Source organism: Aeromonas sp. S2(2024), from assembly GCF_041402505.1.
Classification (GTDB): Bacteria; Pseudomonadota; Gammaproteobacteria; order Enterobacterales; family Aeromonadaceae; genus Aeromonas; species Aeromonas media.
In genome coordinates this window covers 288184-311566 of sequence record NZ_JBGLRL010000001.1, presented here as the reverse complement: position 1 = coordinate 311566, position 23383 = coordinate 288184, and the positions used below count along the sequence as shown (strand labels likewise).

Genomic DNA, 23383 nt, shown 5'->3' with positions numbered 1-23383 from the left:
CCGGGCGGCTAACCTCGCCTGGCCCAAGGCAAATACGAGTGTTCCCGCAGCCGTTCAGCGGCGGACAAGGCGCCCGAGACAGACCTCGTAGCTGGCGGCCAGCAGGCCGTCGGGCTGGCGGTGGCGCTCATAGGCTTCCCCGAGACGCCTCAGGCGCTGGCGGTTGCCCAGCCCCGCGGCCCTGTCGTCATTGACCTGGCTGGCCCCTATGCCCTTGAGATCCCGCAGCAAGTCGTTGAGCTCCAGATAGGCAAGAGACCAGGTGACAGAGGTCAGCTCAGGCGCTTGAAAACCCGCGGCACCAATGGCCTGCTGCAACTGGGGCAGGGCGAGGAAGCGGTTGACGTGGGCGTGCCCGTCGACGACGCCCCAGGCCTCACGCAACTGCCAAAGCGAGCCGGCCAGCAGAGTCGAGAACAACAGCTTGCCGCCGGGTTTGAGCACCCGGTGGATCTCGGCAAACGCCTGGGCCGGGCGCTCGCACCACTGCAGGGCCAGGCTGGAGAAGACCCAGTCCAGGCTCTGATCCGCGAAGGGCAGCGCCTCCGCGTCACCGCACACCAGCCGGGCGCCGCTGCCACGCAGGGCGGCCTGCGCCAGCATGCCGGGGGCGAGATCCAGCCCGTGCAACTGCTGGCAACGACCCGCCAGCGCGGACAGGAAGAAGCCGGTACCGCAGCCCAGATCCAGCCCAGTTTCCGGTAAACCGTCAGGCAAGGAGTCGGGCAAACCACGCCGGTACACGGCAGTGTCAAGATCCAGCCCGCAAACCGTCAGTTCAGAACCGACCGGCCTGTCCGGCATCAGGTCGAGCAGCGCCTGCCCCACCTCCTGCTGGAAGCGGGCGTGGGCGTCGTAGTGACGGGCGGCGGCCCCGAAGCGGCGGGCGAGCTGGGCCTTGTCGACCTGCTGGAAACGCTCATGCAACATGGGCGCCTCCTCTCTGATCACTGGATGGGCAGGGACCCAGGGCCTCGAGAAGGCTATCCACATCCTGCTCGCGGTGGGCGGCACTAAGGGTGATGCGAAGGCGCGCCGTACCGACCGGCACAGTGGGCGGGCGAATGGCGCTCACCCAGACACCGTGCTCCCGCAGCCGCTCGGCCAGTTGCAGGGCGGCACTGCTCTCCCCCACCAGCAGGGGCTGGATCGGGGTGTTGCTTGCACCCAGCGTCCAGCCCTGCGCCTCGGCCCTCTGCCGGAACCGGGCGATAAGGCGAGCGAGGTGCGCGCGGGCCTCGTCGGCGGCGCGCACCAGCTCGATACTCTTGCTCACCGCGCAGGCCTGGGCGGCGGGCATATGGGTGCTGTAGACATAGTGGCGGGCGAAGTTGACCAGATAGTCCACCAACTCGCGGCTGCCGCCCACGAAGGCGCCGGCCACCCCGAGCGCCTTGCCAAAGGTGCCCATATGAATGTGTACGCTGGCAGGAGCAACCCCTTGCGCCGCCAGGGTGCCGCGCCCTTGCGGCCCCAGCACGCCGAGGCCGTGGGCATCGTCGATCATCAGCCAGTTGCCGCTCTGTGCAGCGAGCGTTGCGAGCTCGCGCCAGGGGCCCTGATCCCCGTCCATGCTGAAGACCCCCTCCGAGACGATCAGGCCCCTGTTTGGCTCAAGCTGACGTGTGAGCGCGGCCATGTCGTTGTGGCCAAAGCGCTTCATCTTGCAGGGCAGCTGGCTGCCCATCTCCTGCAGGGAGGCGTGGTTGAGTTTGTCCTGCCAAAGCAGATGCTCCTTGCCGAGCAGTGCCTTGAGCACCGCCTGATTGGCGGAAAAGCCGCAGTTGAACAACAGCACCGCCTCCACCCCGAGCCAGTCGGCAAGAGCCTCTTCCAACTGCTGGTGGGCACGGCTGTAGCCGGTCACCAGGGGCGAGGCGCCGGCGCCCGCGCCATAGCGGTCGATCCCCTCCTTGAAGGCGGCCTTGATGGCGGGATGATCGGCGAGCCCCAGGTAGTCGTTGGCAGAGAGGTTGAGGTAGTCGCGCCCCCCGACCCGGATCCGCCCGCAGCTCGCCACATCCACAGGAGTGCGTCGGCGCAGCAGGGCGGCCTGATCACGTTCGGCCAGGACCTCCCCCAGTGCAAAGGGACCGGTGACAACAGGGGAAGTCATGGACGGACGGCACCTGCACGGGGGCGGGTGGCGTCATAAAACATCTCGGCGGGCTCGCTCTGGCGGCTCACCTCGGCCAGCAGCTCCTCTTCTTGAACTTGATCCGGCTTCTGGGCCCGCTGGGCGGGGCGGATGCCGAGGCGCTTGAACAGCTGCATGTCGCTGTTCTCGTCCGGGTTCGGGGTGGTCAGCAGCTTGCAGCCATAGAAGATGGAGTTGGCCCCCGCCATAAAGCACATGGCCTGCATCTGCTCGTTCATCTTCTCCCGCCCGGCGGAGAGGCGGACGTGGGAGGCGGGCATCATGATGCGCGCCACCGCTATGGTGCGGATAAACTCGAACGGGTCCAGATTCTCCTGGTTTTCCATGGGCGTCCCCTTCACCTTGACCAGCATGTTGATGGGCACGCTCTCCGGGTGGCGGGGCAGGTTGGCCAGCGCCATCAAGAGGCCCGCCCGATCCTTTGCCTGCTCCCCCATGCCGACGATGCCGCCGGAGCAGACCTTCATGCCGGCGCCACGCACGTGCTCCAGGGTATCGAGCCGGTCCTGATAGGTGCGGGTGGTGATGATGTCGCCGTAAAACTCCGGCGAGGTGTCAAGGTTGTGGTTGTAGTAATCAAGCCCGGCGGCGCTCAGGCGCGCCGCCTGATCCGCAGTCAGCATCCCTAGCGTCATGCAGGTCTCCATCCCCAGCCCGCGCACCTCCTCGACCATGCGCAGGATATAGGGCATGTCCCTCTCTTTGGGATTACGCCAGGCGGCCCCCATGCAGAAACGCGACGAGCCGTTGGCCTTGGCCTCCCGCGCCCGCTCCAGCACTTTCTCCACTTCCATCAGCCGCTCTGTCTCGAGCCCGGTGTGATAGCGGGCGCTCTGGGGGCAATACTTGCAATCCTCCGGGCAGGCGCCGGTCTTGATGGAAAGCAGGGTGCTCACCTGCACCTCGTTCGGGTCGAAATGGGCGCGGTGCACCGTCTGGGCCTGGAACAGCAGATCGTTGAATGGCAGGGCAAACAGGGCCTGGACCTCGGCGAGGGTCCAGTCGTGACGAAGGGCGTGGCCGCCCAGGGTGAGAGCATTCATACATGGCTTCCAGTTGTTATAAGTGGGATCCTGCGCCGCCATCCTGGGATGAAGGACCGCAAAAGCCGCCACCGGCCGACCTCCTCGCTGTGAGGACTGGCGCCAAGTGGCTGAAATTGTTGGCTAGTGTAGAGAGCACGCGTAGACTGTCAACACCGACCAGATCAAATCAATTGACAATAGAACACAAAATGACCAATCAAGAATTCGACCTGCACCACGTCTGGCACCCCTACACCTCCCTCACCCATCCCCTGCCCTGCTATGAAGTGGCCAGCGCCAAGGGGGTGACCCTCACCCTCAGCGACGGCCGTGAACTGGTGGATGGCATGAGCTCCTGGTGGGCCTGCGTCCACGGTTATCAGGTGCCGGAACTGGACGCAGCGGCGACTGCCCAGCTCGGCAAGATGTCCCACGTGATGTTTGGCGGTCTGACCCATGCACCGGCGGTGGCGCTGTGTCGCAAGCTGGTGGAGATCACCCCGGCCGGGCTGGATCGGGTGTTTCTGGCGGATTCCGGCTCGGTGGCGGTGGAGGTGGCACTCAAGATGGCCCAGCAGTACTGGCACGCCAGGGGAACGCCCCGCGCCAAATTCGTCTCCCTGCGGGGCGGCTATCACGGTGACACCTTCGGCGCCATGAGCGTCTGCGATCCGGATGGCGGTATGCACGAGCTCTACAAGGGCTTCCTGCCCGAGCACCATTTTGTCGAAGCGCCCAGCTGTCGCTTCCACGCCCAGTGGGACGAGAGCTGCGTCGTAGAGCTGGCGGAGCTGGTTGCCGATCGCCACGAAGAGATAGCCGCCATCGTGCTCGAACCCATCGTTCAGGGGGCCGGTGGCATGCGCTTCTATCATCCCCGCTACCTGCAGTGGGTGCGCGCCCTGTGCGACGAGTTCGGCCTGCTGCTCATCGCCGACGAGATCGCCACCGGCTTTGGCCGCACCGGTCAGCTGTTTGCCTGCGACTGGGCAGGGATCAGCCCCGACATCATGTGCCTGGGCAAGGCGCTCACCGGCGGCTACCTGACGCTCTCGGCCACCCTCACCACGGAGCAGGTCGCCCGTACCATCTGTGACGGGGAAGCGGGGGTCTTTATGCACGGCCCCACCTTTATGGGCAACCCATTGGCATGTGCGGTAGCCAACGCCTCCATCGAGCTGCTGCTGGCCTCGCCGTGGCAGGAACGGGTGCGGGCCATCGAGCATCAACTCAAAACCGAACTGGTACAGCTGACCCTGCACCCGGCGGTGGCGGACGTGCGGGTACTCGGCGCCATCGGGGTGGTGGAGATGAAGGAGCGGGTGGACGTGGCGCGCATCCAGTGCAAGTTCGTCTCGCTTGGGGCCTGGATCCGTCCGTTTGGCAAGCTCATCTACCTGATGCCCCCCTTCGTCATCACCCCCGAAGAGCTGCGGGTGCTGACCCGGGCCATCCATGAGGCCATCGCCAGCGGCGAATTCTGAGCCTCGATGAATAGGCTCTGCATGAGAATGCAGGGCCTTTTGGCTCTTTTTCATCAGAATGTGAGCGAGACACCAAAACCCGGCTGGCGAGGAGAGTAGACTGCGCGGGTTTTACCCAACAGATGTACCTTTCCCATGCGCCTCTCCATCACTGCCAAGATCAATTTCTTCCTGCTCTTCATCTTCTCCATGGTACTGGTGTTCTCTGCGGCCTATCAGGCGGTGCGCGAGCGGGACCTCATTCTGACCCTCATCAAGGAGCAGAGCCGCGAGCAGAGCGAAGCCTATTTCGACGGCCTCAACATGCTGATGCTGACCGGCAAGATGGAGGCCCGCGACACCCTGCGCGCCAAGTTTCTCGATCACGCCCACGTGGAAGATGCCCGCATAGTGCGCGGGGCGGCGGTCAACCAGCAGTACGGAGCGGGACGTGACAGCGAGGCCCCCAAGGACAGATTCGATGCCCTGGCCCTGACGGGCAAGGGCAGTCTGGAGGTGGTGCACGACGGCATCCACAGCAAGCTGGTGGTGACCCGTCCGCTGCTGGCCAGTAAGGATTTTCGCGGTACCGACTGCACCAGCTGTCACCAGGTGCCAGAGAACACCGTGCTGGGGGCGGTGCGCTTTGACTACTCCCTCGACACCCTCTTTACCCGGGTAGAGCAGAACATTCTCACCTCGGCGCTCAGTCTCACCCTCATCTTCGGTCTGGGTCTGCTGCTGACGCTCTGGGTCATCCGTACCTGGATAGTCCGCCCCCTCAACCAGCTGACCCGCTCCATGGAAGAAGCCACCGATCTGCACGACTTCGGCCACCGGCTGGAGGGAGATGAGGGGGACGAGATAGGCCGGGTGGCCCTCGCCTACAACCAGATGCTCGACAGCGTGGAGCGCCAGCTCGGCAAGCGCCCCGCCCCCTCGCCACAAGACGAGAAGCCGACGGATCACGCCAGGCAGTAACACAGCAGGCTGGCGACCAGGATCAGCAACAGGCTGAACAGATTGATGTGCCGCGCATCCTCTGCGCCTGCGCTCCAGAGCTCTCGTCACAGGACGAGAAACCGGCGGATCACGCCAGATAGTAAAGCAGCAGGCTGGCGGCCAGGATCAGCAGCAGGATGAACAGATTGACGTGCAGCGCATCCTCTTGCCGTCGGCTGCGCCTGCGCTCCAGCATCAGCACCACCAGGGTCAGCAGGCAGCAACCCCAGAGCCCGTGCACCAGCCAGGGGGTGAGGGCGGGATCCCACTCCTGGCGCACCTTGACTCCGCCATAGACCAGAAAACCGTAGGCCGTTTGCGGCCTGGCGAAGTGGTAAAGGGAGAGCAGGACGATAAAGCCGCTCCAGCAGAGGATCACCAGCCCCTGGAGAACCCGTATCCAGCCATCCGGCCCCCGTCTGCGTTCCTTCACTCTCACCCCCTGCCCAACCGACCGGATCCACGCAAGATTCATGGGAAAAACCCCGCAAGGGTCCGACATTTTTGCTTGTTTATCAAACCCGCGCGGGTAAGATTGACGGCTTAGTCTGCCATGGTGGGCCACTCATGCCCGGGCCAGACCCCTAGTGTTGCAAATAGCGCTGCAAGAACAAGCTGGAGACAATATTTCGATGACGCACGCATCCGTAGTAGATGTGCTGACCGGTAAGTATGCGGTTGGCACCACCCAGACAGTGAAAGGGTGGATCCGGACCCGCCGCGATTCCAAGGCGGGGATCTCATTTTTGGCCATATCCGATGGCTCCTGTTTCCATCCGGTACAGGCCGTCGTTCCCAATACCCTGGCCAATTACGAGAATGAAGTGCTGCGTCTGACCACCGCCTGCTCCGTGGAAGTGACCGGTGTGGTCGTGGCTTCCCAGGGCAGCGGCCAGGCCTTCGAGCTGCAGGCCTCCGACGTCAAGGTAGTGGGCTGGGTCGAAGATCCGGACACCTACCCCATGTCTGCCAAGCGCCACAGCATCGAATACCTGCGCGAGCAGGGTCACCTGCGTGCCCGTACCAACGTGGTCGGCGCCGTGACCCGGGTGCGCAACTGCCTGGCCCAGGCCATTCACCGCTTCTTCCACGAAGAAGGCTATCTGTGGATCGCCGCTCCCCTCATCACCGCCTCCGACACCGAAGGCGCTGGCGAGATGTTCCGCGTCTCCACCCTGGACATGGAAAACCTGCCGCGCACGCCCGAAGGCAAGGTAGATTACGACAAGGACTTCTTCGGCAAGGAGACCTTCCTGACCGTCTCCGGTCAGCTCAACGTCGAGACCTATGCCTGCGCCCTGTCCAAGGTCTACACCTTTGGCCCGACCTTCCGCGCCGAAAACTCCAACACCAGTCGCCATCTGGCCGAGTTCTGGATGGTGGAGCCGGAAATCGCCTTCGCCGATCTGGAAGATAACGCCGCCCTGGCCGAAGCCATGCTGAAGTACGTCTTCAATGCCGTGCTGACCGAGCGCCGCGACGATCTGGAGTTCTTCACCCAGCACATCGACAAGGACGCCATCGACCGTCTGGAACGCTTCGTCGCCTCCGACTTCGCACAGATCGACTACACCGACGCCATCGAAGTGCTGAAGAACTGCGGCAAGAAGTTCGAGTTCCCGGTCTCCTGGGGCATCGATCTCTCCTCCGAGCACGAGCGCTATCTGGCCGAGGAGCACTTCAAGTCTCCTGTGGTGGTGAAGAACTACCCGAAAGACATCAAGGCCTTCTACATGCGCCTCAACGATGACGGCAAGACCGTCGCCGCCATGGACGTGCTGGCCCCGGGGATCGGCGAGATCATCGGTGGCTCCCAGCGTGAGGAGCGTCTCGAGGTGCTGGATGCCCGTCTGGCCGAGATGGGCCTGAACAAGGAAGATTACTGGTGGTATCGCGATCTGCGTCGCTACGGCACAGTACCGCACTCCGGCTTCGGCCTGGGCTTCGAGCGCCTGGTGGTCTATGTGACCGGCATGGGCAACGTGCGCGACGTCATCCCCTTCCCGCGTACCCCTCGCACCGCCGAGTTCTAATCGCGAACAGCACGCGAATCGCAAAAAGCCGACCCAAGGGTCGGCTTTTTTGTTCTTTGCCGTCGCTCTGCACCTACGCCAGGCTGACGACCACCTTGCCCTTTGCGCGACCGGTCGCCAGATAGGCGAGCGCCTCGTCGACCTGTTCAAACGGAAAGACCTTGTCGATCACGGGTCTGAGCTTGCCCTCGTCGAGTAGCGCAGCAATCCGGGTCAGCTGGGCACCATCCGGGCGCACGAACATCATGCCGTAGGTGAGGCCCCGTTGCCGGGCAAGACGGTGGATCTTCCAGCTCATTAGGCCAAACAGGGCGGTCATGATGATGTTCATGTTTCTCGCCCGCGCAAAGGCCGCATCCGGCGGGCCGACCAGCGACAGGACCCGCCCCCCTGGCTGGAGGATCGACAACGACCGCTCGATCGCGTCTCCCCGCAAGGTGCCCAGCACCAGATCATAACTCTGCAAAACGGCATCGAACGCCTGCCGTCTGTAGTCGACCACCACCTCGGCCCCCAACTGTCCTACCCACTCGGCGTTTGCCGTGCTGGTAGAGGTCGCGACCAAGGCCCCCAGGTGCCTGGCCAGCTGAATGGCAAAGGAGCCTATGCCACCGGACCCCGCGGGAATAAACACCCTCTGGCCCGGCGCGAGTGGGGCCTGCTCGGTGAAGGCCTGCCAGGCGGTCAGCGCCACCATGGGAATAGACGCCGCCTGAACGAAGTCGAGGCTGGCCGGTTTCAGGGCCGCCGCGTGTTCAGGCACCACAACCCATTGCGCCAGGGCGCCGCGCCCCAGATCGAAGAGGTTGGCATAGACGGCATCCCCCGGCCGAAACCGCGTCACCCGGCTGCCGACCTCCACCACCACACCGGCCAGATCGCTGCCGAGCACGGCGGGCAGCTCGAACTTGAGCAGGGGTTTGAAGGTGCCTCGCGGGATCATATTGTCGATGGGATTGAGACCGACGGCATGCACCTTGACCAGGATCTCGTCCGGCCCCACGGTCGGGTGCGGCAGTTCGGTGAACTCGGGCCGCGCCGAGCGACCATAGTGTTTGAACACAAAGGCTTTCATCATCTTGTTACCGGGAAACATGATGCAGCCGAACCAGGCAAAGCCCCTGTCCAATCCAGGGCACCTGCACAGATTCGGCACGCATCATCAAACGGAAAAGGGCGACGGCCTGAGTGATGAATGTCGGGTTGGTATATCTTCCAACAGACCGTCGGTGTGGTTGCCCAGATCTGTGGTCTTGCGGCGCCACCTGATAACGCTCGGCGGCGTGCGCCTGCCGAAGGTCGGAGAGCAGCCCCTTGCGCGCGCCATCGAGCTCATCCCAGCGACTTTCCTCATGCAGCGGCGGTATGGTGACGGCTTCACGGCGATCGAAACCGACCAGGGCTGCGTCCACCAGCTCCTCCACCGCCATCAACTCAGGCAAGCTGTCGGGATCGATGCCGGTACGGGCCCAGATATCGCTTCTCGTGGCGGCAGGGAGAACCGCCTGCACATAGACCCCTTTAGGAGAAAGCTCCAGGCTCATCCCCTGGGACAGGAACAGCACGAAGGCCTTGGTCGCACCATAGATGGTTGCGCCAAACTCGGGTGCGAGCCCGACCACTGAGCCGATGTTGACGATGGCCCCCTCCCCGGCTTGCACCAGTCGCGGCGCAATCGCGACGGCCAGGCGTGCCAGCGCCGTGGTGTTCAGGGCCAGCAGTTGTTCGACGCTGCTGGCGGTCTGTGCGAGGAAGTGACCCACCTGACCCGCCCCCGCGTTGTTGATCAGGATGCCGATGCTGGCATCATCCCGTAGCCGGGCCTCCACGGCGGCCAGCTCCCGGGGTTGGGTGAGATCGGCGGGCAGGATCTCGACGGCGACGCCGTACGCCTGGCGCAGGCGGCTGGCCAGCGCCGTCAGCCGCGCCGGGCGAAGCGGTCGGCATAGGTGGCGCCAATGCCGCTGGAGGCACCTGTGATAAGCACTCTGGGTTTAATGGTCATGATGTCATTCTCTCTGTGCTCGTATTGAACCGGGATGGATGTCGCGCCAGGCACTCAACGGCCGATGGCGCTGTGTCGACGGGGGGCCTGCTATGACGCCCCCTGCCGATCTACGTTTACTCGCCGGCACCCGCCAGGGCCGGGTAGTCGATGTAGCCCTCGGCACCGCCGCCATAGAGGGTCTCGGGTTTGAGCGCAGCGAGCGGGGCGCCCTGCTGCAGGCGCTCGACCAGATCCGGATTGCTGATAAAGGGGCGACCGAAGGCAAACAGGTCCGCCTTGCCCTGGGCCAGAGCACTGCCGGCCAGCGTCAGGTCATAACCGTTATTGGCCAGATAGGTCTGCTTGAAGCGCCGACGCAGGGAGGCGAAGTCGAAAGGGGCGACATCCCGGGGGCCGCCGGTGGCACCCTCGATCACGTGCAGGTAGACGACGCCCAGCGCACTGAGCCGCTCGACGAGATAGTCGTACTGCGGCTGGGGATCGCTGCAGGAGATGCCATTGGCCGGTGAGACGGGGGAGATCCGGACCCCGATGCGATCGGCTCCAATCTCCTTGGCCACGGCGGCGGTGACCTCGAGCAGCAGCCGCGCGCGGTTCTCGATGGAGCCACCATAGCCGTCGGTACGCAGGTTGGCCCCATCCTTGAGGAATTGCTCCAGCAGATAGCCGTTGGCACCGTGGATCTCGACCCCGTCAAAGCCCGCCGCCATGGCATTGGCAGCTGCCTGACAAAAATCGTCGACGATACCGGGAAGCTCCTCCAGTGCCAATGCACGGGGCATGGACACCTCGACGAACTCATTGTTGACGAAGGTCTTGGTCTGGGCGCGAAGGGCCGAAGGGGCCACCGGCGCCGCGCCATCGGGTTGCAGCGTGACGTGGGAGACACGGCCGACGTGCCACAACTGCACGAAAATACGACCGCCCCTGGCATGCACCGCATCGGTCACCTTGCGCCAGCCCGCAATCTGCGCCGCCGTGTAGAGGCCGGGGGTGTCCTGATAGCCCTGCGCCTGGGCTGAGACCTGGGTCGCCTCGGCGATCAGCAGACCCGCCGTGGCCCGCTGACTGTAATAGGTGGCGGCATGCTCGCTCGGGACCAGGCCGGGGCCGGCACGGTTGCGGGTGAGCGGCGCCATCACGATGCGGTTGGCGAGGGTGATGTGGCCAAGGGAATAGGCCTCGAAGAGTCTCTTGTCTGTCATGGTGTGCCTCTGTCGTGTGAAACATGGGTCTGGGAAGGAAGGTAGTCTGTATCCCGACATGGCGCCGCCCTGCTCGGGGGCTGCAAGGGTCAATCGAGGGTCAGGGCGTTCAACCCCTTCCCGGGGTCTGCGCATTAAAGATGACGATCATAATCTTTTCAGTCAAGCATTTTGATGATGACCAACATCAATGTATAGTGATCACCACTTCCATGATTCAGAGGACGACCGGGTATGAGGGTCACCAAGGCACAGGCTCAGACAAACCGGGCACACATAGTCGCCACCGCAGCCAAGCTGTTTCGCGAACGGGGTTACGATGGCGTGGGAGTGGCGGATCTGATGGGGGCGGCCGGCTTCACTCACGGCGGTTTCTACAAGCACTTCCCCGCCAAGGCGGATCTGATGGCGGAGGCCGCCACCTGCGGCTTTGAACAAAGCGTGGAGAAGACCAGCGCCCTTGATGCCCCCGAGTTTGTCAGGCACTACCTGTCCAGGGAACACCGCGATGCCCCGGGGGATGGCTGCATCATGGCCGCACTGTGCGCCGATGCGGCGCGGCAACCGGCCCAGGTCAAGGTCGCCTTCGAAGCCGGCATTGAAGCGATGCTGGCGCGTACAGGGAGTCTGCGCGACACGCCGGATACAGAGAACACCCAGGCCCATCGCGCCAAGAGGATAGCGCTGATGGCACAGATGATAGGGGCCATCATGCTGTCACGGGCCTGTCCGGATGAATCGCCACTGGCCGATGAGATCCTGGATGCCTGCCGAACAATCCTGCTGTCACAGACTGCCTCTTCCGAAGACCCGACTACCACCGAGTCAAACCGGGACGCTTGAGCCGCCCCGTCAGACTCGCAGGTCATGGCCTCCCCGGCCTGCGACACCCCCTCCTCGACCCCTGCCGACTACTGACAGGGGCGATGCCCTTGCATATCACACTGATCCTCGAATAAATCCCTCACCTTATTCACCTGCCTGTCCTCCCTCAGCGCCCCTGCGCAAGGCCTTACCCGTAGTTTTTATGCACTTAAATCGGAAAAGGGTCGGTTATTGAACCACCTCAATTTTTTACCTCTTTAGGGGTGGCAGAATACCCACTAACCCTTTAGGGGCAAATAATGACAGATGCTCCCGGGCCCCTGGGCCAGTGCGGACATGGATTCAATCACACGAGGTAATGGAATGATCTTGATGGAATTTTTGGTGGTGCTCGGCTGCTTGCTGCTGGGTACCCGCTTTGGGGGCATGGGACTGGGTCTCATCAGTGGTATCGGTCTGTTCCTGCTGACCTTCGTGTTCGGCCTGGTGCCGGGCGAACCACCGGTGCAGGTGATGCTGACCATACTCGCGGTGATCGGCTGCGCCGCCACCCTGCAGACCGCCGGCGGCCTCAACCTGATGATGCAGGTGGCCGAGCGCCTGCTGCGCCGTCACCCGCAATACATCACCATACTGGCGCCCCTGACCACCTGGACCCTCACCTTCCTGTGCGGTACCGGCCACGTGGTCTACACCATGTTCCCCATCATCGCTGACATCGCGCTGCAGAAGAACATCCGTCCCGAGCGCCCGATGGCGGTGGCGTCTGTCGCCTCCCAGATGGCGATCTGCGCCTCGCCGGTGTCGGTCGCCGTGGTCTCCATGGTCTCCATCCTGGCGGCCGGTCACGGCATAGGTCAGGCCTATGGCCTGCTCGACATCCTGATGATCGCCATCCCCTCCTCCCTGACCGGTGTGATGATGGCGGCCCTGTGGAGCCTGCGCCGCGGCAAGGACCTGGACAAGGACGAGGAGTTCCAGGCCAAGATCAAGGATCCGGAGCAGCGCGCCTTCGTCTACGGCGGCGGTGAAACCCTGCTCAACACCAAGTTCCCGAAAGAGGCCTACTGGTCTACTTGGATCTTCTTCGCCGCCATCGCCGCCGTGGTATTGCTCGGTGCCAACGAAGGGTTGCGTCCTGTGTTCACCATCAAGGACAAGACCGGCCCGCTCTCCATGAACCTGGTGATCCAGATGATGATGCTGATCGCCGGAGCCATCATCCTGATGCGCTGCAAGGTCAAGCCAGGCGACATCTCCAACGGTGCCGTCTTCAAGGCCGGCATGGTCGCCATCTTCTCCGTGTTCGGGGTTGCATGGATGAGTGAGACCTTCTTCCAGGCCCACATGCCGCTGCTCAAAGAGACCCTGGCTCACGTGGTACAGGCCCAGCCCTGGACCTACGCCCTGGTGCTGTTCCTCATCTCCAAGCTGGTCAACAGCCAGGCCGCCGCCCTGACCGCCATTGCCCCCATGGGTCTGGCACTGGGGGTGGAGCCGAAATTGCTGATCGCCTTCCTGCCGGCGAGCTACGGCTACTTCGTGCTGCCGACCTACCCGAGCGATCTGGCCTGTATCGGTTTCGACCGCTCAGGTACCACCCGTATCGGCAAGTTCATCATCAACCACAGCTTCATCATTCCGGGGCTGATCGGGGTCAGCAGCTCCTGCGCCCTGGGGTATCTGCTGACCACCATCTTGTTGTGATCCAGACGGCGTTCGCCGCGCCATCCCCAACGGGCCCCTTCGCGGGCCCGTTGCCTTTCCCGCCTTCCCGCTTTGCCAAGAACCCGCCGGCTCGGTAGCATGCCTCATCTTTCATGATTGGAATCAACCCCATGTCTCGCGTCATCCTGCTCTGGAGCGGTGGCAAAGATGCCATGCTGGCGCTCTGCCATGCCCGCGCCGCGGGCCATCAGGTGGTGGCACTGGCCACCTTTGCTCCCCCTGCGCCCCGCTTTCTCGCTCACCCCTTGCCGCTGGTGCGCCGTCAGGCGGCGGCCCTCGGGCTGCCCCATCTGCTGGTCACCATAGAGGCGCCGTTCGAGCAGAGCTATGAGACTGCGCTGAGCCGCTTGCAGCAGGAGTGGGCACTCGATGGTGTGGTGACTGGCGATATCGACAGCGTGGGGGGCGCGCCAAACTGGATCCGCGAGCGCAGCCAGCCGCTTGGGCTCACCGTCCACACCCCGCTCTGGCAGCAATCTCGCCAAGCCTTGCTGGCGGATATGCTGGCCCGCGGCATCGTCGCCCACCTCTCCTGTGTCGATACCCGGGTGCTGGCGCCGGAATGGGCCGGGCGAGTGCTGGATGCAGCCACCCTGACCGAGTTGCAGCAACTGGCCGAGCGCGAGGGTTTCGATGCCTGCGGCGAGCAGGGGGAGTACCACACCATGGTGACCGACGGCCCGGGCTTTGCCGCCCCGCTGCACCTCGATGGCTGGCAGGTGGAGCGCCAAGATCATCTGGCCTACCTGGCAGAAGATGAGGGATAACAAAACCACGCCATGGGACCGGATCGCTACAGGGCACGCTAAACAAGCGAGATAACACAACGGGAGGCAATGCCTCCCGTCTTGATCGGGTTGGACCCGTTTCCCACGAAGCAAGCAAGACGCCAGCTTATTTCAACAGCCTGATCAGCACCCTCTGCAGCAGGTCGATGCATGGCGCGATGCTCTTCAGCAGCAGGCATACAGCGCCCGAGTGGAACTCGCCCCATGGTGCAGACGGCATCCAGCGCCGGTACCGCTTGCGGGCGGTAATCCTTGACGATACCGCAGGCCACGACCATCGGCACGAGCAAGGCAAACAAGAGTACCAGGGTAGGCTCCCGGCAAGACTATCGAGAAACGTGATCCAGTGGTTGGCCTCTCCTTTCTCCTTGTTTTCCATCTAAAAAAGTGGATTTTACGAATCTTATCCGCATTAAACTCCAAATAAACCATCTAAAACAGTTCTTCAATCCAGATCCAACGCACTAGAATGCCGGGCATGGCATCCTGAGCAAGAACCTCCACTTTTTTTGCGTTGGATCAACGCCCGTCAGGGGTGAACTGGCCAAGATGCCCGTCGACACAAAGCGATCATTTCGCACCGGAGAGAGTTATGACAAGCCAAGCCACCGCAGGGACTTCACCCTGCGACTACCAGCTGTGGGACATCCTCGTCGAGTCTGCAAAGGAACGCACCACCATTCGTTATTCCAAACTGGCCAAGCAGGCCGGGCTGGAACAGTGCCAGGATGAGCTGCGCACCCTGCTGCAGCGCATCCGCATGTACTGTACCGAAAACGACCTGCCGATCCTCTCCGCCATCGTGGTGGATGACGTAGGCAAATACACCGGCCTCTCCTCCAGCCTGCCGGATGCGCCCTGGGAACGGGCCCGGGTCTTCGATCACGCATGGACCGCACTGCACTGATAGCCCCCCTTCCTCCAAAACGCGCCCATCGGCGCGTTTTGGCTATCTGGCCCTCGCGCTTTCTTCCCCCTCCCAGCTGGTAAAACCAGCCAGCCCGGCCATGAGCGTTGCCATGGCTGGGCCACAATGCCAGAATCGGGCCCTTGCATGACTTCACGTTCGGATTTCAGGGCCCCGGGCCCGCAGATATAGGATCTCCCATGGCCACCACCCTCTATGGCATCAAGAACTGCGACACCATCAAGAAGGCCCGCAAGTGGCTGGACGAGGCTGGCATCGACTATCGCTTCCATGACCACAGGGTCGACGGCCTCGAGCCTGCCCGGCTGGACGGCTGGCTGGATCGGCTGGGCTGGGAAGCCCTGCTCAACACCCGTGGCACCACCTTCCGTGCCCTGCCGGAGGAGGCCAAACAGGGGCTCGACACCGCCAAGGCCCGTGCCCTGCTGCTGGAGCACCCCGCCATGATCAAGCGCCCGCTGCTGGACCGCGATGGCGAGCTGAGCCTGGGGTTCAAGGCAGACCACTACCAATCCCTCTTCTCTCGTTAAATTTTTTAAGGAACGCCGATGTCGGATGTCATCGCACTGGCCAAGGATCTGATCCGCCGCCCCTCAGTTACCCCGCTGGACGAAGGGTGCCAGACCCTGATGGCGGAGCGTCTCGCACGCCTGGGCTTCGTCATCGAGCCCATGGTGTTTGAAGACACCACCAACCTCTGGGCCCGCCGTGGCAGCGAGGGGCCGCTGTTCTGCTTCGCCGGCCACACCGACGTGGTGCCCGCCGGCCCGCTGGAGAAGTGGCACACCCCGCCGTTCGAGCCGACCATCAAGGATGGCATGCTCTATGGCCGCGGCGCCGCCGACATGAAGGGATCGCTGGCCGCCATGGTGGTGGCCACCGAGCGCTTCGTGGCCGAGCATCCGGACCATAAGGGCTCCATCGCCTTCCTCATCACCTCCGATGAAGAGGGGCCCTTCATCAACGGCACTGTGCGCGTCATCGACACCCTGGAGGCGCGCAACGAGAAGATCCGCTGGTGCATCGTCGGCGAGCCCTCCTCCACCAACCTGGTGGGGGACGTGGTGAAGAACGGACGCCGTGGCTCCATCACCGGCGATCTGCTGGTGCGCGGGGTGCAGGGCCACGTGGCTTACCCTCATCTGGCGGACAACCCCATCCACAAGGCGGCACCGGCGCTGACCGAACTGGCGGCGACGGTCTGGGATCAGGGCAACGCCTACTTCCCCCCCACCAGCTTCCAGATCGCCAATATCCAGGCGGGCACCGGCGCCTCCAACGTCATCCCGGGCGAATTGCAGGTGCAGTTCAACTTCCGTTTCAGTACCGAGCTCACCGATCTCGATATCCGCGAGCGGGTCGAGGCGCTGCTGGACCGCCACGGATTGGACTTTGAACTGAAGTGGACCCTCTCCGGTCAGCCCTTCCTGACCGATACCGGCGCCCTGCTGGAGGCCACCGTTGCCGCCGTGGCCGCGGTCAACGGTCAGCAACCGGCCCTGCTCACCACGGGGGGAACGTCCGATGGACGCTTTATCGCCCCCACCGGCGCAGAAGTCATCGAGCTGGGCCCGGTCAACGCCACCATCCACAAGGTGAACGAGTGCGTGAAGGCGGACGATCTGGATCTGCTGGCGGACATGTATCAAGGGGTGCTGGAGCACTTGCTGGCATGACCCAGGATCAACTGCTTGGGCTCGACGAGAGCCACCTCATCCTGGTGGGGCGCGGGCCCCACCGTCTGACCGCCGCCACGGCGGCGGCCTTCAACGACATGCAGGTGGCTGCCGCCTATGAAGGGTTCAACCTGCAGGCCGCCTCCAGCTGGCGCAGCTTCGAGCGCCAGCTCGCCATCTGGAATGGCAAGTGGCGCGGGGAGCGACCGCTGCTGGATGCGGACAACCAGCCGCTGGATGCGCTGCAGCTCGATGATATGGAGCGGCTGCACGCCATCCTGCGCTGGAGCGCCCTGCCGGGCACCAGCCGCCACCACTGGGGCACGGATCTCGACATCTATGATCCCGACTGCCTGCCCGTCGGCACCCGGCTGGCGCTGGAGCCATGGGAATATGAGGCGGGAGGCTGGTTTGCCGACCTTGGCGAGTGGCTCGGGGATCACATGGCCGACTTCGGCTTCTTCCTTCCCTATGCCAAACCGCTGGACGCGCCTCAGGGGGTCGCCTACGAGCCTTGGCACATCAGCTTCGCGCCGGAATCCGGCGAACAGCGGCTGGATCCGGATGCGCTGGCGCTTTGCCTGCAACAGGCCGATATTGAAGGCAAGGCGTGCATACTGGCCCATCTCGACGAGATCCTGGCCCGCTATGTCACCGCCGGTCACACCGAAAGGAGAATCTGATGAGTCTGTGGTTATGGATAGGCCTGCCGCTGCTGTTTTTGCTCGGGCTGTTTCTCAATGCCATCAAGGACATGAAACAGCTCGAAAAGCAGTTGCCGAAATACAGGGACAAGATCCGGGAAGTCAAGGACGACGAGGACGACTGACCTCCCCCGCAGGGGCACTATGGTGCTCCCACGACCCTATTCTGGCCCCTTGCCGGGGTCGGTTCCCACCTGCTGACGACGCGACGCCCGTCCCCTGAAAAATGACATCGATTGCCACTCATTCCCCCTCTTTTTTGCCCCCCTTCCGCCCTGCGACAACTGCTTAAAAACGGCACAACAACCGTAAAAAACTGCAAATCGATGCACAATTAAGCCACACAAAGGGGGGCAATCTGCATATAATGTGCCTGTTTTGCCGACCGCAATAAGGAGTTCGCCATTGGATGCCACCACCATCAACAGTTTCTTTTTTATCGGTGCCTTGTTGGTGGGAGCCAGTGTCCTGTTGAGCACGCTCTCGTCCCGGGTCGGCATCCCCATCCTGGTCATCTTCCTCGCCGTCGGCATGCTGGCCGGTGAGGATGGCCCCGGCGGCATCCACTTCGCCGACTACTCGGTCGCTTACCTGGTGGGCAACCTGGCGCTGGCCATCATCCTGCTGGACGGCGGCATGCGCACCCGGGTCTCCTCGTTTCGGGTGGCGCTCTGGCCCGCCCTGTCGCTCGCCACCGTCGGGGTGGCCATCACCACCGGCCTCACGGGGCTCGCCGCCGCCTGGCTGTTTGATCTCAACCTGATGCAGGGGATGCTGATCGGCGCCATCGTCGGCTCCACCGATGCGGCGGCGGTGTTCTCCCTGCTCGGCGGGCGCAGCCTCAACGAGCGGGTCAGCGCCACCCTGGAGATAGAGTCGGGCAGCAACGATCCCATGGCGGTCTTTCTCACCGTCACCCTGATCGAGGTGCTGGCCACCGCCCAGCAGGGGCTGGACGCCGGCTTCCTGCTGCTGCAACTCGTCAAGCAGTTTGGCCTCGGCGCCGGCATCGGCCTCTGTGGGGGCTGGCTGCTGTGGAAACTCATCAACACGGCCCGCCTGGCCCCCGGGCTCTACCCCCTGCTCACCGTCAGCGGCGGCCTGCTGATCTTCGCTCTCACCACGGCGGTGGGGGGCAGCGGCATACTCGCCATCTACCTCACCGGCCTGTTGCTTGGCAACCTCTCCCTGCGCAGCCGCAGCACCACCTTGTCGGTGCTGGACGGTCTGACCTGGCTCAGCCAGATCGGCATGTTCCTGGTGCTGGGGCTGCTCGCCTCTCCCCACAAGCTGCTGCCCATCGCCGTGCCGGCGCTGGCGCTGGCCATGTGGATGATCCTGTTTGCCCGCCCGGTGTCGGTGTGGATCGGGCTGCTGCCGTTCAAGAACTTCGCCCCCCGGGAGCGCTGGTTCATCTCCTGGGTCGGCTTGCGCGGCGCCGTGCCCATCATACTGGCGGTCTTCCCCATGATGGCGGGGCTGCCCAACGCCCAGCTCTACTTCAATGTCGCCTTCTTCGTGGTGCTGGTCTCCCTCATCCTGCAGGGCAGCTCACTGCCGCTGGCCTCCCGGCTGGCACGGGTGGAGGTCCCGGCACCGCCGTCGCCCATCAATCGCTCCGGGCTCGAGATCGATCTCGACAGCCAGTGGGAAACCTTCGTCTATCGCCTGAGCGCCGAGAAGTGGTGCATCGGCTCGCCGCTGCGGGAGCTACGCATGCCGGAAGGCACCCGCATCTGCGCCCTGTTCCGCGGCCGAGAGCTGCTGCACCCCTCGGGCAGTACCTGCCTGCAGTCGGACGACATCCTCTGCGTCATCGGCCACGAGCGCGATCTCCCCGCCCTCGGCCAGCTGTTCAGCCAGGCGCCGGAACAGGATCTCGGCCCACGCTTCTTCGGTGACTTCCTGCTGGAGGCCACCGCCAGGCTGGTGGATCTCGCCCCGCTGTACGGACTGGATGTGAGCGAGGTGGCGGATCAGACTCTCGGCGATTTCATTGCCCATCAGTTGGGCGATAATCTGGTGGTGGGTGACCACGTCGCCTGGCAGGGCCTGCTCTGGACGGTGGCGGAGATGGAAGAGGGCGAGCCTCGCAAGATAGGGGTGCGCTTCCTGGAAGAAGATCCGGTCTAGGACGCCAACCGGACCCTGTTCAATACACATACTCGGCGCCAATTCACGACAAGACGGTGAACCGGCGCCCGGCGAGAAGGGAGTGACCCATGCCTTATCAAACCCTGTTGTCTGGTCTGTATCCTCCCTCGCCCCGACTGGGGCTGATCGAGGGCTTCTTCGGCAAGGGCTGGAGCTGGGAGGCACGCGCCCGCTACGCCCAGTGGCTGCCCCGCCATGGTTATGGCTTCTACCTCTATGCCCCCAAGGAAGACGGCTATCTGCGCAAGCACTGGGCCGAGCCCTGGCCGAAGGAACAGCTCGCCCACCTGAGCCAGCTGGCCCAGCAATGCCGCGAAAACGGCCTCGCCTTCGGGGTGGGCCTGAGCCCCATGGGCGCCCATCACGACTACCCGCACAAACGCCCGGCCCTGCTCGAGAAGGTGCGCCTCATCGAGGAGGCGCTCAAGCCCGACATATTGGCGGTGCTGTTTGACGACATGAAGGGGGATACCCCGGATCTCGCCCACTGGCAGCTCACCATCGCCCACGACATCGCCGCCCACACCGGCGCCAGCCGTCTCATCTTCTGCCCCAGCTACTACTCGACGGATCCTGTGCTGGAGAAGGTGTTCGGCGCCATGCCCCCCCACTATCTGACGGATCTGGGCCAGGGGCTGGACAAGGGTTTTGACATCTTCTGGACAGGCCCCAGAGTCTGCTCCACCGACTACCCGGCTGCGCACCTCAAGCAGGCCGCCGACTGGCTGCACCGCAAGCCCTTCCTGTGGGACAACTACCCGGTCAACGACGGCAGCAAGGCGAGCAGCTTCCTGCACCTGCGTGCCTTCGAGAACCGCCCCGCCGAGCTGGCGGAGCTGACCGCCGGCCACGCGGTCAATCCCATGAAGCAGGCGGCGCTCTCCGTGCTGCCGCTCGCCACCCTGCCCATGAGTTACCGGCTCGGCCACCAGTACGATCCGGATCAGGCGCTGCACACCTCCCTCAACGCCACCTGCGGGCCGCAGATCTCCGCCATGATAGAGGCGGATCTGCCGCTGTTTCAGGACATAGGCCTGGCCCAGCTCACCCCGGAGCAACTCACCCACCTCAAGCACCGCTACCTGCCGTTCCAGGATCAGGGCTGCGTGAACGAGATCCTGCGCTGGCTGGCAGGGGAATATGTGTTCGATCCGGACTGCCTCACCGACTGACACCTCGCCGGACGCCCAATAAAAATGCCACCTCCCCTTCACCAGGGGAGGTGGCATTTTTCATTCCGATCGCCTCAGCCGAAGGCCAGCCAGACGCCGACAAACAGCATGAGCGAGCCGGCAATGCGGTTCATCAGGGTGACGTTGCCGCTCTTGGCGAGGAAGTGGCGCAGGGTGCGGCCACCGCTCGCATAGAGCAGCAGGCAGGAGAATTCTATGACCAGGATAAGCACCACCAGGGCGCTGATCTGGGGTGCCATCGGCTTGGCCGCATTGATGAAGGGCGGCAGCAGGGAGACCATGAAGGCCCACCCCTTGGGATTGGCGATGGCGGTGACGAAACCCTGCAGCGCCAGCCCGAGCGGCTTGGTCTCCTGGCCGGCCGAGAGATCCGCCGGAATCGCCATCTTGCCCTTGGCTTGCCACATCTGGATGCCGAGCCAGACCAGATAGGCACCGCCCACGTACTTGAAGGCCGAGAACAGGGCCGGATAGTTGAGCATGACGGCCGCCACCCCGACCACGGAGAGCACAGAGACCAGGCCAACCCCGATGAGCTCCCCCCACATCATGTGCAGGGTGCGGCGCACCCCCAGGCTCATGCCCAGGGTCATCGCCAGTGTCATACACATGCCGGGGGTCACGGAGACAAAGAAAAACGTGGGAATAAAGAGCGCCAAGATGGCGGGATCAATCCAGTCGGACACACTACACCTCCAGATAACAAGCAGTCGATCTTGCCTATCACACTCTTTTAACACAAGAAAAACCTTTGCGTTCAGCAAGAATTCAGCATTAAAAACCCTGTGACAATAGTTGTCGCGCCTGTGTAAGATGCCGCCTCACTCCTCTTTTGGGTTAGGATCTTTCATGTCTTTGAATAATCTGTCCATTCGTCTGCAAGTTCTCATTCCACTACTGCTCGCCAGCCTGCTGATGCTGCTCATGGCCGTGATCAGCAAGCAGGAGATAGACGGTGCCATCAAGGACATGAACGACACCACCACCAGCGTCACCCGCCACAAGGATGACATCGCCGCCCTGATCCACGCCACCTACCGGCTGCGCACCAATGCCATCTACGGCCTCTACGATCAGGCCCGCTTCGCCGAGCTGCCCGGCACGCTCAATGCCGCCGAGCAGGAGATAAGCGGCCTTTTGTCCCGGCTGGTGATCCCCGGGGCCGAGCAGGACAACGGCCAGGTGGCGGCGGCCCTGCAGGCCTATCTCGGCCATACCCGCAGCAACATGCTGCCACTGCTGAGCCAGCAGTACAGAGACGGGACCAAGCCCGCCGGCTATGAGCAGTCCAGGCTGCGTTTTCGCGAGCTGGGGGAGCAGTTGATCAAGCAGATTGACACCCTCTCTGCCCACATCAATCAGCTGATCCAGCAGGAGATAGCCCAGGAGCAGGCCCACTACCAGGCCACCCTGCTGCAGACCCTGCTGCTGATGGCCGCCACCCTGGTCGCGGCACTCTGCGGCGGCTGGTGGCTCTCCGGTCGCATCGTCCAGCCCATAGGTCAGCTGCAGGAGGTGATGCACGCCGTCGCCCTCGGCTGCTTCAACGTGCGCGCCAAAGCCGAAGGCAACAACGAGCTGGGCCAGCTGGCCAAGGACATCAACCAGACCCTGAGCCAGCTTGGCAGCACTATCCAGGCCCTGACCGGCATCAGCGGCAACGTGGCCTCCGCCGCCACCGAGCTGGCCGCCGTCATGACCCAGTCCGAGGCCAATGCCCAGCAGCAGCGCAGCGAGACCGAGCAGGTGGCCTCCGCCGTCACCGAGCTGGCCAGCACAGCCGACAACGTCAACCACAATGCCGCCCTGGCCGATGAGCTGGCGCGAGAGGCCAACAGCCGGGTCGAGCAGGGGCTGGCCCTGTTTGCCGAGAGCATCCAGGCCAACGGCCGCATGGCGGGCAGCCTGGAGAACGCCGCTACCGTAGTGGCGCGGCTCAAGTCCCAGTCCGAGCAGATCGGCAAGGTGATAGAGGTGATTCAGAGCATCTCGGAGCAAACCAACCTGCTGGCGCTCAACGCTGCCATCGAGGCCGCCCGCGCCGGCGAAACCGGCCGTGGTTTTGCGGTGGTGGCCGATGAGGTACGCCTGCTGGCGGCACGGACCCAGGACTCCACCAAGGAGATCCAGGCCATCATAGAGCAGTTGCAGAGCCAGTCCCTGTCGGCCAACAGCGGCGTACAGGAGACCCTGGAGATCCTCGGCCACAACCAGCGTCTCTCCGCCGAGGTGCAAGACCTGCTGGGGGGCATCACGGAGGCGGTCAACCAGATCAATGGCGCCAATGCCCAGGTGGCCACCGCCGCCGAGGAGCAGTCCTGCGTCACAGCCGACATCAGCCGCAACATCACCAATATCCACGAGATAGTGAACCAGAACGTGGCCGGCATCACCCAGAGCGCCGCCGCCAGTCACGAACTGTCACAGCTCGCCGAGCAGCAGCGCAGGCAGCTCGCCCAGTTCCAGCTGTAATCCTTCTCCTTCTCTTTGGCA

The 23383-nt window shown here is 63.6% G+C and carries 22 protein-coding genes; 14 read left to right on the top strand and 8 right to left on the bottom strand.

Annotation, left to right across the window (positions count from 1 at the left end; genetic code table 11):
• Positions 1–54: 54 nt before the first annotated feature.
• Genes ACB039_RS01480 through bioB form a run of 3 tightly spaced genes read right to left on the bottom strand, consistent with a single transcriptional unit; the run spans position 55 to position 3201 of the window.
• Positions 55–930, bottom strand: coding sequence for a methyltransferase domain-containing protein (locus ACB039_RS01480; protein ID WP_371164986.1), 876 nt, complete (start codon positions 928–930; stop codon positions 55–57).
• Positions 920–2116 carry an 8-amino-7-oxononanoate synthase gene (gene bioF / locus ACB039_RS01475; RefSeq protein ID WP_371164985.1) on the bottom strand — a complete coding sequence of 399 codons (1197 nt, stop codon included), beginning with the start codon at positions 2114–2116 and terminating at the stop codon, positions 920–922. Before bioF ends, ACB039_RS01480 begins: the two co-directional genes overlap by 11 nt.
• Positions 2113–3201 carry a biotin synthase BioB gene (gene bioB / locus ACB039_RS01470; protein ID WP_371164984.1) on the bottom strand — a complete coding sequence of 363 codons (1089 nt, stop codon included), beginning with the start codon at positions 3199–3201 and terminating at the stop codon, positions 2113–2115. The genes bioF and bioB overlap by 4 nt, the downstream gene beginning before the upstream one ends.
• Positions 3202–3392: 191 nt before the next feature.
• On the opposite strand from bioB, the gene bioA reads away from it, so the two are divergent.
• Both bioA and ACB039_RS01460 read left to right on the top strand, forming a co-directional pair.
• The gene (bioA, locus tag ACB039_RS01465) at positions 3393–4667 is read left to right on the top strand and encodes an adenosylmethionine--8-amino-7-oxononanoate transaminase (RefSeq protein ID WP_041206161.1); all 1275 of its coding nucleotides are present in this window, start codon (positions 3393–3395) and stop codon (positions 4665–4667) included.
• Between the two features lie 135 nt (positions 4668–4802).
• Positions 4803–5627: a HAMP domain-containing protein gene (locus ACB039_RS01460; RefSeq protein WP_005325747.1), complete on the top strand. Its 825-nt coding sequence runs from the start codon at positions 4803–4805 to the stop codon at positions 5625–5627.
• A gap of 109 nt (positions 5628–5736) precedes the next feature.
• Here ACB039_RS01460 and ACB039_RS01455 read toward each other — a convergent pair whose 3' ends face one another.
• Positions 5737–6081: a hypothetical protein gene (locus ACB039_RS01455; protein ID WP_005325750.1), complete on the bottom strand. Its 345-nt coding sequence runs from the start codon at positions 6079–6081 to the stop codon at positions 5737–5739.
• A gap of 199 nt (positions 6082–6280) precedes the next feature.
• Here ACB039_RS01455 and asnS point away from each other — a divergent pair, with 199 nt between their 5' ends.
• Positions 6281–7681: an asparagine--tRNA ligase gene (gene asnS / locus ACB039_RS01450; RefSeq protein WP_041206162.1), complete on the top strand. Its 1401-nt coding sequence runs from the start codon at positions 6281–6283 to the stop codon at positions 7679–7681.
• Between the two features lie 73 nt (positions 7682–7754).
• On the opposite strand, the gene ACB039_RS01445 is transcribed toward asnS, so the two are convergent.
• The 3 genes from ACB039_RS01445 to ACB039_RS01435 all read right to left on the bottom strand — a co-directional run bounded on the left by ACB039_RS01445 (position 7755) and on the right by ACB039_RS01435 (position 10894).
• Positions 7755–8759: an NADP-dependent oxidoreductase gene (locus tag ACB039_RS01445; RefSeq protein WP_371164983.1), complete on the bottom strand. Its 1005-nt coding sequence runs from the start codon at positions 8757–8759 to the stop codon at positions 7755–7757.
• A gap of 4 nt (positions 8760–8763) precedes the next feature.
• Positions 8764–9594 carry an SDR family NAD(P)-dependent oxidoreductase gene (locus ACB039_RS01440; RefSeq protein WP_371165046.1) on the bottom strand — a complete coding sequence of 277 codons (831 nt, stop codon included), beginning with the start codon at positions 9592–9594 and terminating at the stop codon, positions 8764–8766.
• Positions 9595–9802: 208 nt separating this feature from the next.
• The gene (locus tag ACB039_RS01435) at positions 9803–10894 is read right to left on the bottom strand and encodes an alkene reductase (RefSeq protein WP_371164982.1); all 1092 of its coding nucleotides are present in this window, start codon (positions 10892–10894) and stop codon (positions 9803–9805) included.
• 234 nt (positions 10895–11128) lie between these two features.
• On the opposite strand from ACB039_RS01435, the gene ACB039_RS01430 reads away from it, so the two are divergent.
• From ACB039_RS01430 to ACB039_RS01385, 10 genes are all read left to right on the top strand, one after another.
• Positions 11129–11737 carry a TetR/AcrR family transcriptional regulator gene (locus ACB039_RS01430; RefSeq protein ID WP_371164981.1) on the top strand — a complete coding sequence of 203 codons (609 nt, stop codon included), beginning with the start codon at positions 11129–11131 and terminating at the stop codon, positions 11735–11737.
• Between the two features lie 345 nt (positions 11738–12082).
• Positions 12083–13426, top strand: a complete 1344-nt coding sequence (locus ACB039_RS01425) for an anaerobic C4-dicarboxylate transporter (RefSeq protein ID WP_226169763.1) — start codon at positions 12083–12085, stop codon at positions 13424–13426.
• Between the two features lie 131 nt (positions 13427–13557).
• A complete protein-coding gene (locus tag ACB039_RS01420) occupies positions 13558–14214 on the top strand; it encodes a hypothetical protein (protein ID WP_371164980.1) in 657 nt (218 codons plus the stop codon).
• A 613-nt stretch (positions 14215–14827) separates the two neighbouring features.
• On the top strand, positions 14828–15142 hold the full coding sequence (locus ACB039_RS01415) for a hypothetical protein (RefSeq protein WP_371164979.1): 315 nt from the start codon (positions 14828–14830) through the stop codon (positions 15140–15142).
• A gap of 200 nt (positions 15143–15342) precedes the next feature.
• On the top strand, positions 15343–15693 hold the full coding sequence (locus ACB039_RS01410; protein ID WP_371164978.1) for an ArsC family reductase: 351 nt from the start codon (positions 15343–15345) through the stop codon (positions 15691–15693).
• An 18-nt stretch (positions 15694–15711) separates the two neighbouring features.
• Entirely contained in the window at positions 15712–16839 is a 1128-nt protein-coding gene (gene dapE / locus ACB039_RS01405) for a succinyl-diaminopimelate desuccinylase (RefSeq protein WP_226169767.1), read from the top strand.
• A complete protein-coding gene (locus ACB039_RS01400) occupies positions 16836–17522 on the top strand; it encodes a M15 family metallopeptidase (protein WP_371164977.1) in 687 nt (228 codons plus the stop codon). Before dapE ends, ACB039_RS01400 begins: the two co-directional genes overlap by 4 nt.
• A complete protein-coding gene (locus tag ACB039_RS01395) occupies positions 17522–17668 on the top strand; it encodes a hypothetical protein (protein ID WP_005325762.1) in 147 nt (48 codons plus the stop codon). The genes ACB039_RS01400 and ACB039_RS01395 overlap by 1 nt, the downstream gene beginning before the upstream one ends.
• Positions 17669–17948: 280 nt before the next feature.
• Entirely contained in the window at positions 17949–19676 is a 1728-nt protein-coding gene (locus ACB039_RS01390; RefSeq protein WP_005325763.1) for a potassium/proton antiporter, read from the top strand.
• An 89-nt stretch (positions 19677–19765) separates the two neighbouring features.
• Positions 19766–20869 (top strand): beta-N-acetylglucosaminidase domain-containing protein, encoded by a 1104-nt coding sequence (locus ACB039_RS01385; RefSeq protein ID WP_371164976.1) that lies wholly within the window; start codon positions 19766–19768, stop codon positions 20867–20869.
• 74 nt (positions 20870–20943) lie between these two features.
• On the opposite strand, the gene ACB039_RS01380 is transcribed toward ACB039_RS01385, so the two are convergent.
• Positions 20944–21576 carry a LysE family translocator gene (locus ACB039_RS01380; RefSeq protein WP_106887435.1) on the bottom strand — a complete coding sequence of 211 codons (633 nt, stop codon included), beginning with the start codon at positions 21574–21576 and terminating at the stop codon, positions 20944–20946.
• A gap of 163 nt (positions 21577–21739) precedes the next feature.
• Here ACB039_RS01380 and ACB039_RS01375 point away from each other — a divergent pair, with 163 nt between their 5' ends.
• Positions 21740–23362, top strand: a complete 1623-nt coding sequence (locus ACB039_RS01375; protein ID WP_371164975.1) for a methyl-accepting chemotaxis protein — start codon at positions 21740–21742, stop codon at positions 23360–23362.
• Positions 23363–23383: the final 21 nt, after the last annotated feature.

Bases quoted from the DNA above. Each gene is read 5' to 3' on its own strand.
- ACB039_RS01480 (WP_371164986.1), bottom strand. From the start codon at position 930: ATGTTGCATGAGCGTTTCCAGCAGGTCGACAAGGCCCAGCTCGCCCGC.
- bioF (WP_371164985.1), bottom strand. From the start codon at position 2,116: ATGACTTCCCCTGTTGTCACCGGTCCCTTTGCACTGGGGGAGGTCCTG.
- bioB (WP_371164984.1), bottom strand. From the start codon at position 3,201: ATGAATGCTCTCACCCTGGGCGGCCACGCCCTTCGTCACGACTGGACC.
- bioA (WP_041206161.1), top strand. From the start codon at position 3,393: ATGACCAATCAAGAATTCGACCTGCACCACGTCTGGCACCCCTACACC.
- ACB039_RS01460 (WP_005325747.1), top strand. From the start codon at position 4,803: ATGCGCCTCTCCATCACTGCCAAGATCAATTTCTTCCTGCTCTTCATC.
- asnS (WP_041206162.1), top strand. From the start codon at position 6,281: ATGACGCACGCATCCGTAGTAGATGTGCTGACCGGTAAGTATGCGGTT.
- ACB039_RS01445 (WP_371164983.1), bottom strand. From the start codon at position 8,759: ATGATGAAAGCCTTTGTGTTCAAACACTATGGTCGCTCGGCGCGGCCC.
- ACB039_RS01435 (WP_371164982.1), bottom strand. From the start codon at position 10,894: ATGACAGACAAGAGACTCTTCGAGGCCTATTCCCTTGGCCACATCACC.
- ACB039_RS01430 (WP_371164981.1), top strand. From the start codon at position 11,129: ATGAGGGTCACCAAGGCACAGGCTCAGACAAACCGGGCACACATAGTC.
- ACB039_RS01425 (WP_226169763.1), top strand. From the start codon at position 12,083: ATGATCTTGATGGAATTTTTGGTGGTGCTCGGCTGCTTGCTGCTGGGT.
- ACB039_RS01420 (WP_371164980.1), top strand. From the start codon at position 13,558: ATGTCTCGCGTCATCCTGCTCTGGAGCGGTGGCAAAGATGCCATGCTG.
- ACB039_RS01415 (WP_371164979.1), top strand. From the start codon at position 14,828: ATGACAAGCCAAGCCACCGCAGGGACTTCACCCTGCGACTACCAGCTG.
- ACB039_RS01410 (WP_371164978.1), top strand. From the start codon at position 15,343: ATGGCCACCACCCTCTATGGCATCAAGAACTGCGACACCATCAAGAAG.
- dapE (WP_226169767.1), top strand. From the start codon at position 15,712: ATGTCGGATGTCATCGCACTGGCCAAGGATCTGATCCGCCGCCCCTCA.
- ACB039_RS01400 (WP_371164977.1), top strand. From the start codon at position 16,836: ATGACCCAGGATCAACTGCTTGGGCTCGACGAGAGCCACCTCATCCTG.
- ACB039_RS01395 (WP_005325762.1), top strand. From the start codon at position 17,522: ATGAGTCTGTGGTTATGGATAGGCCTGCCGCTGCTGTTTTTGCTCGGG.
- ACB039_RS01385 (WP_371164976.1), top strand. From the start codon at position 19,766: ATGCCTTATCAAACCCTGTTGTCTGGTCTGTATCCTCCCTCGCCCCGA.
- ACB039_RS01375 (WP_371164975.1), top strand. From the start codon at position 21,740: ATGTCTTTGAATAATCTGTCCATTCGTCTGCAAGTTCTCATTCCACTA.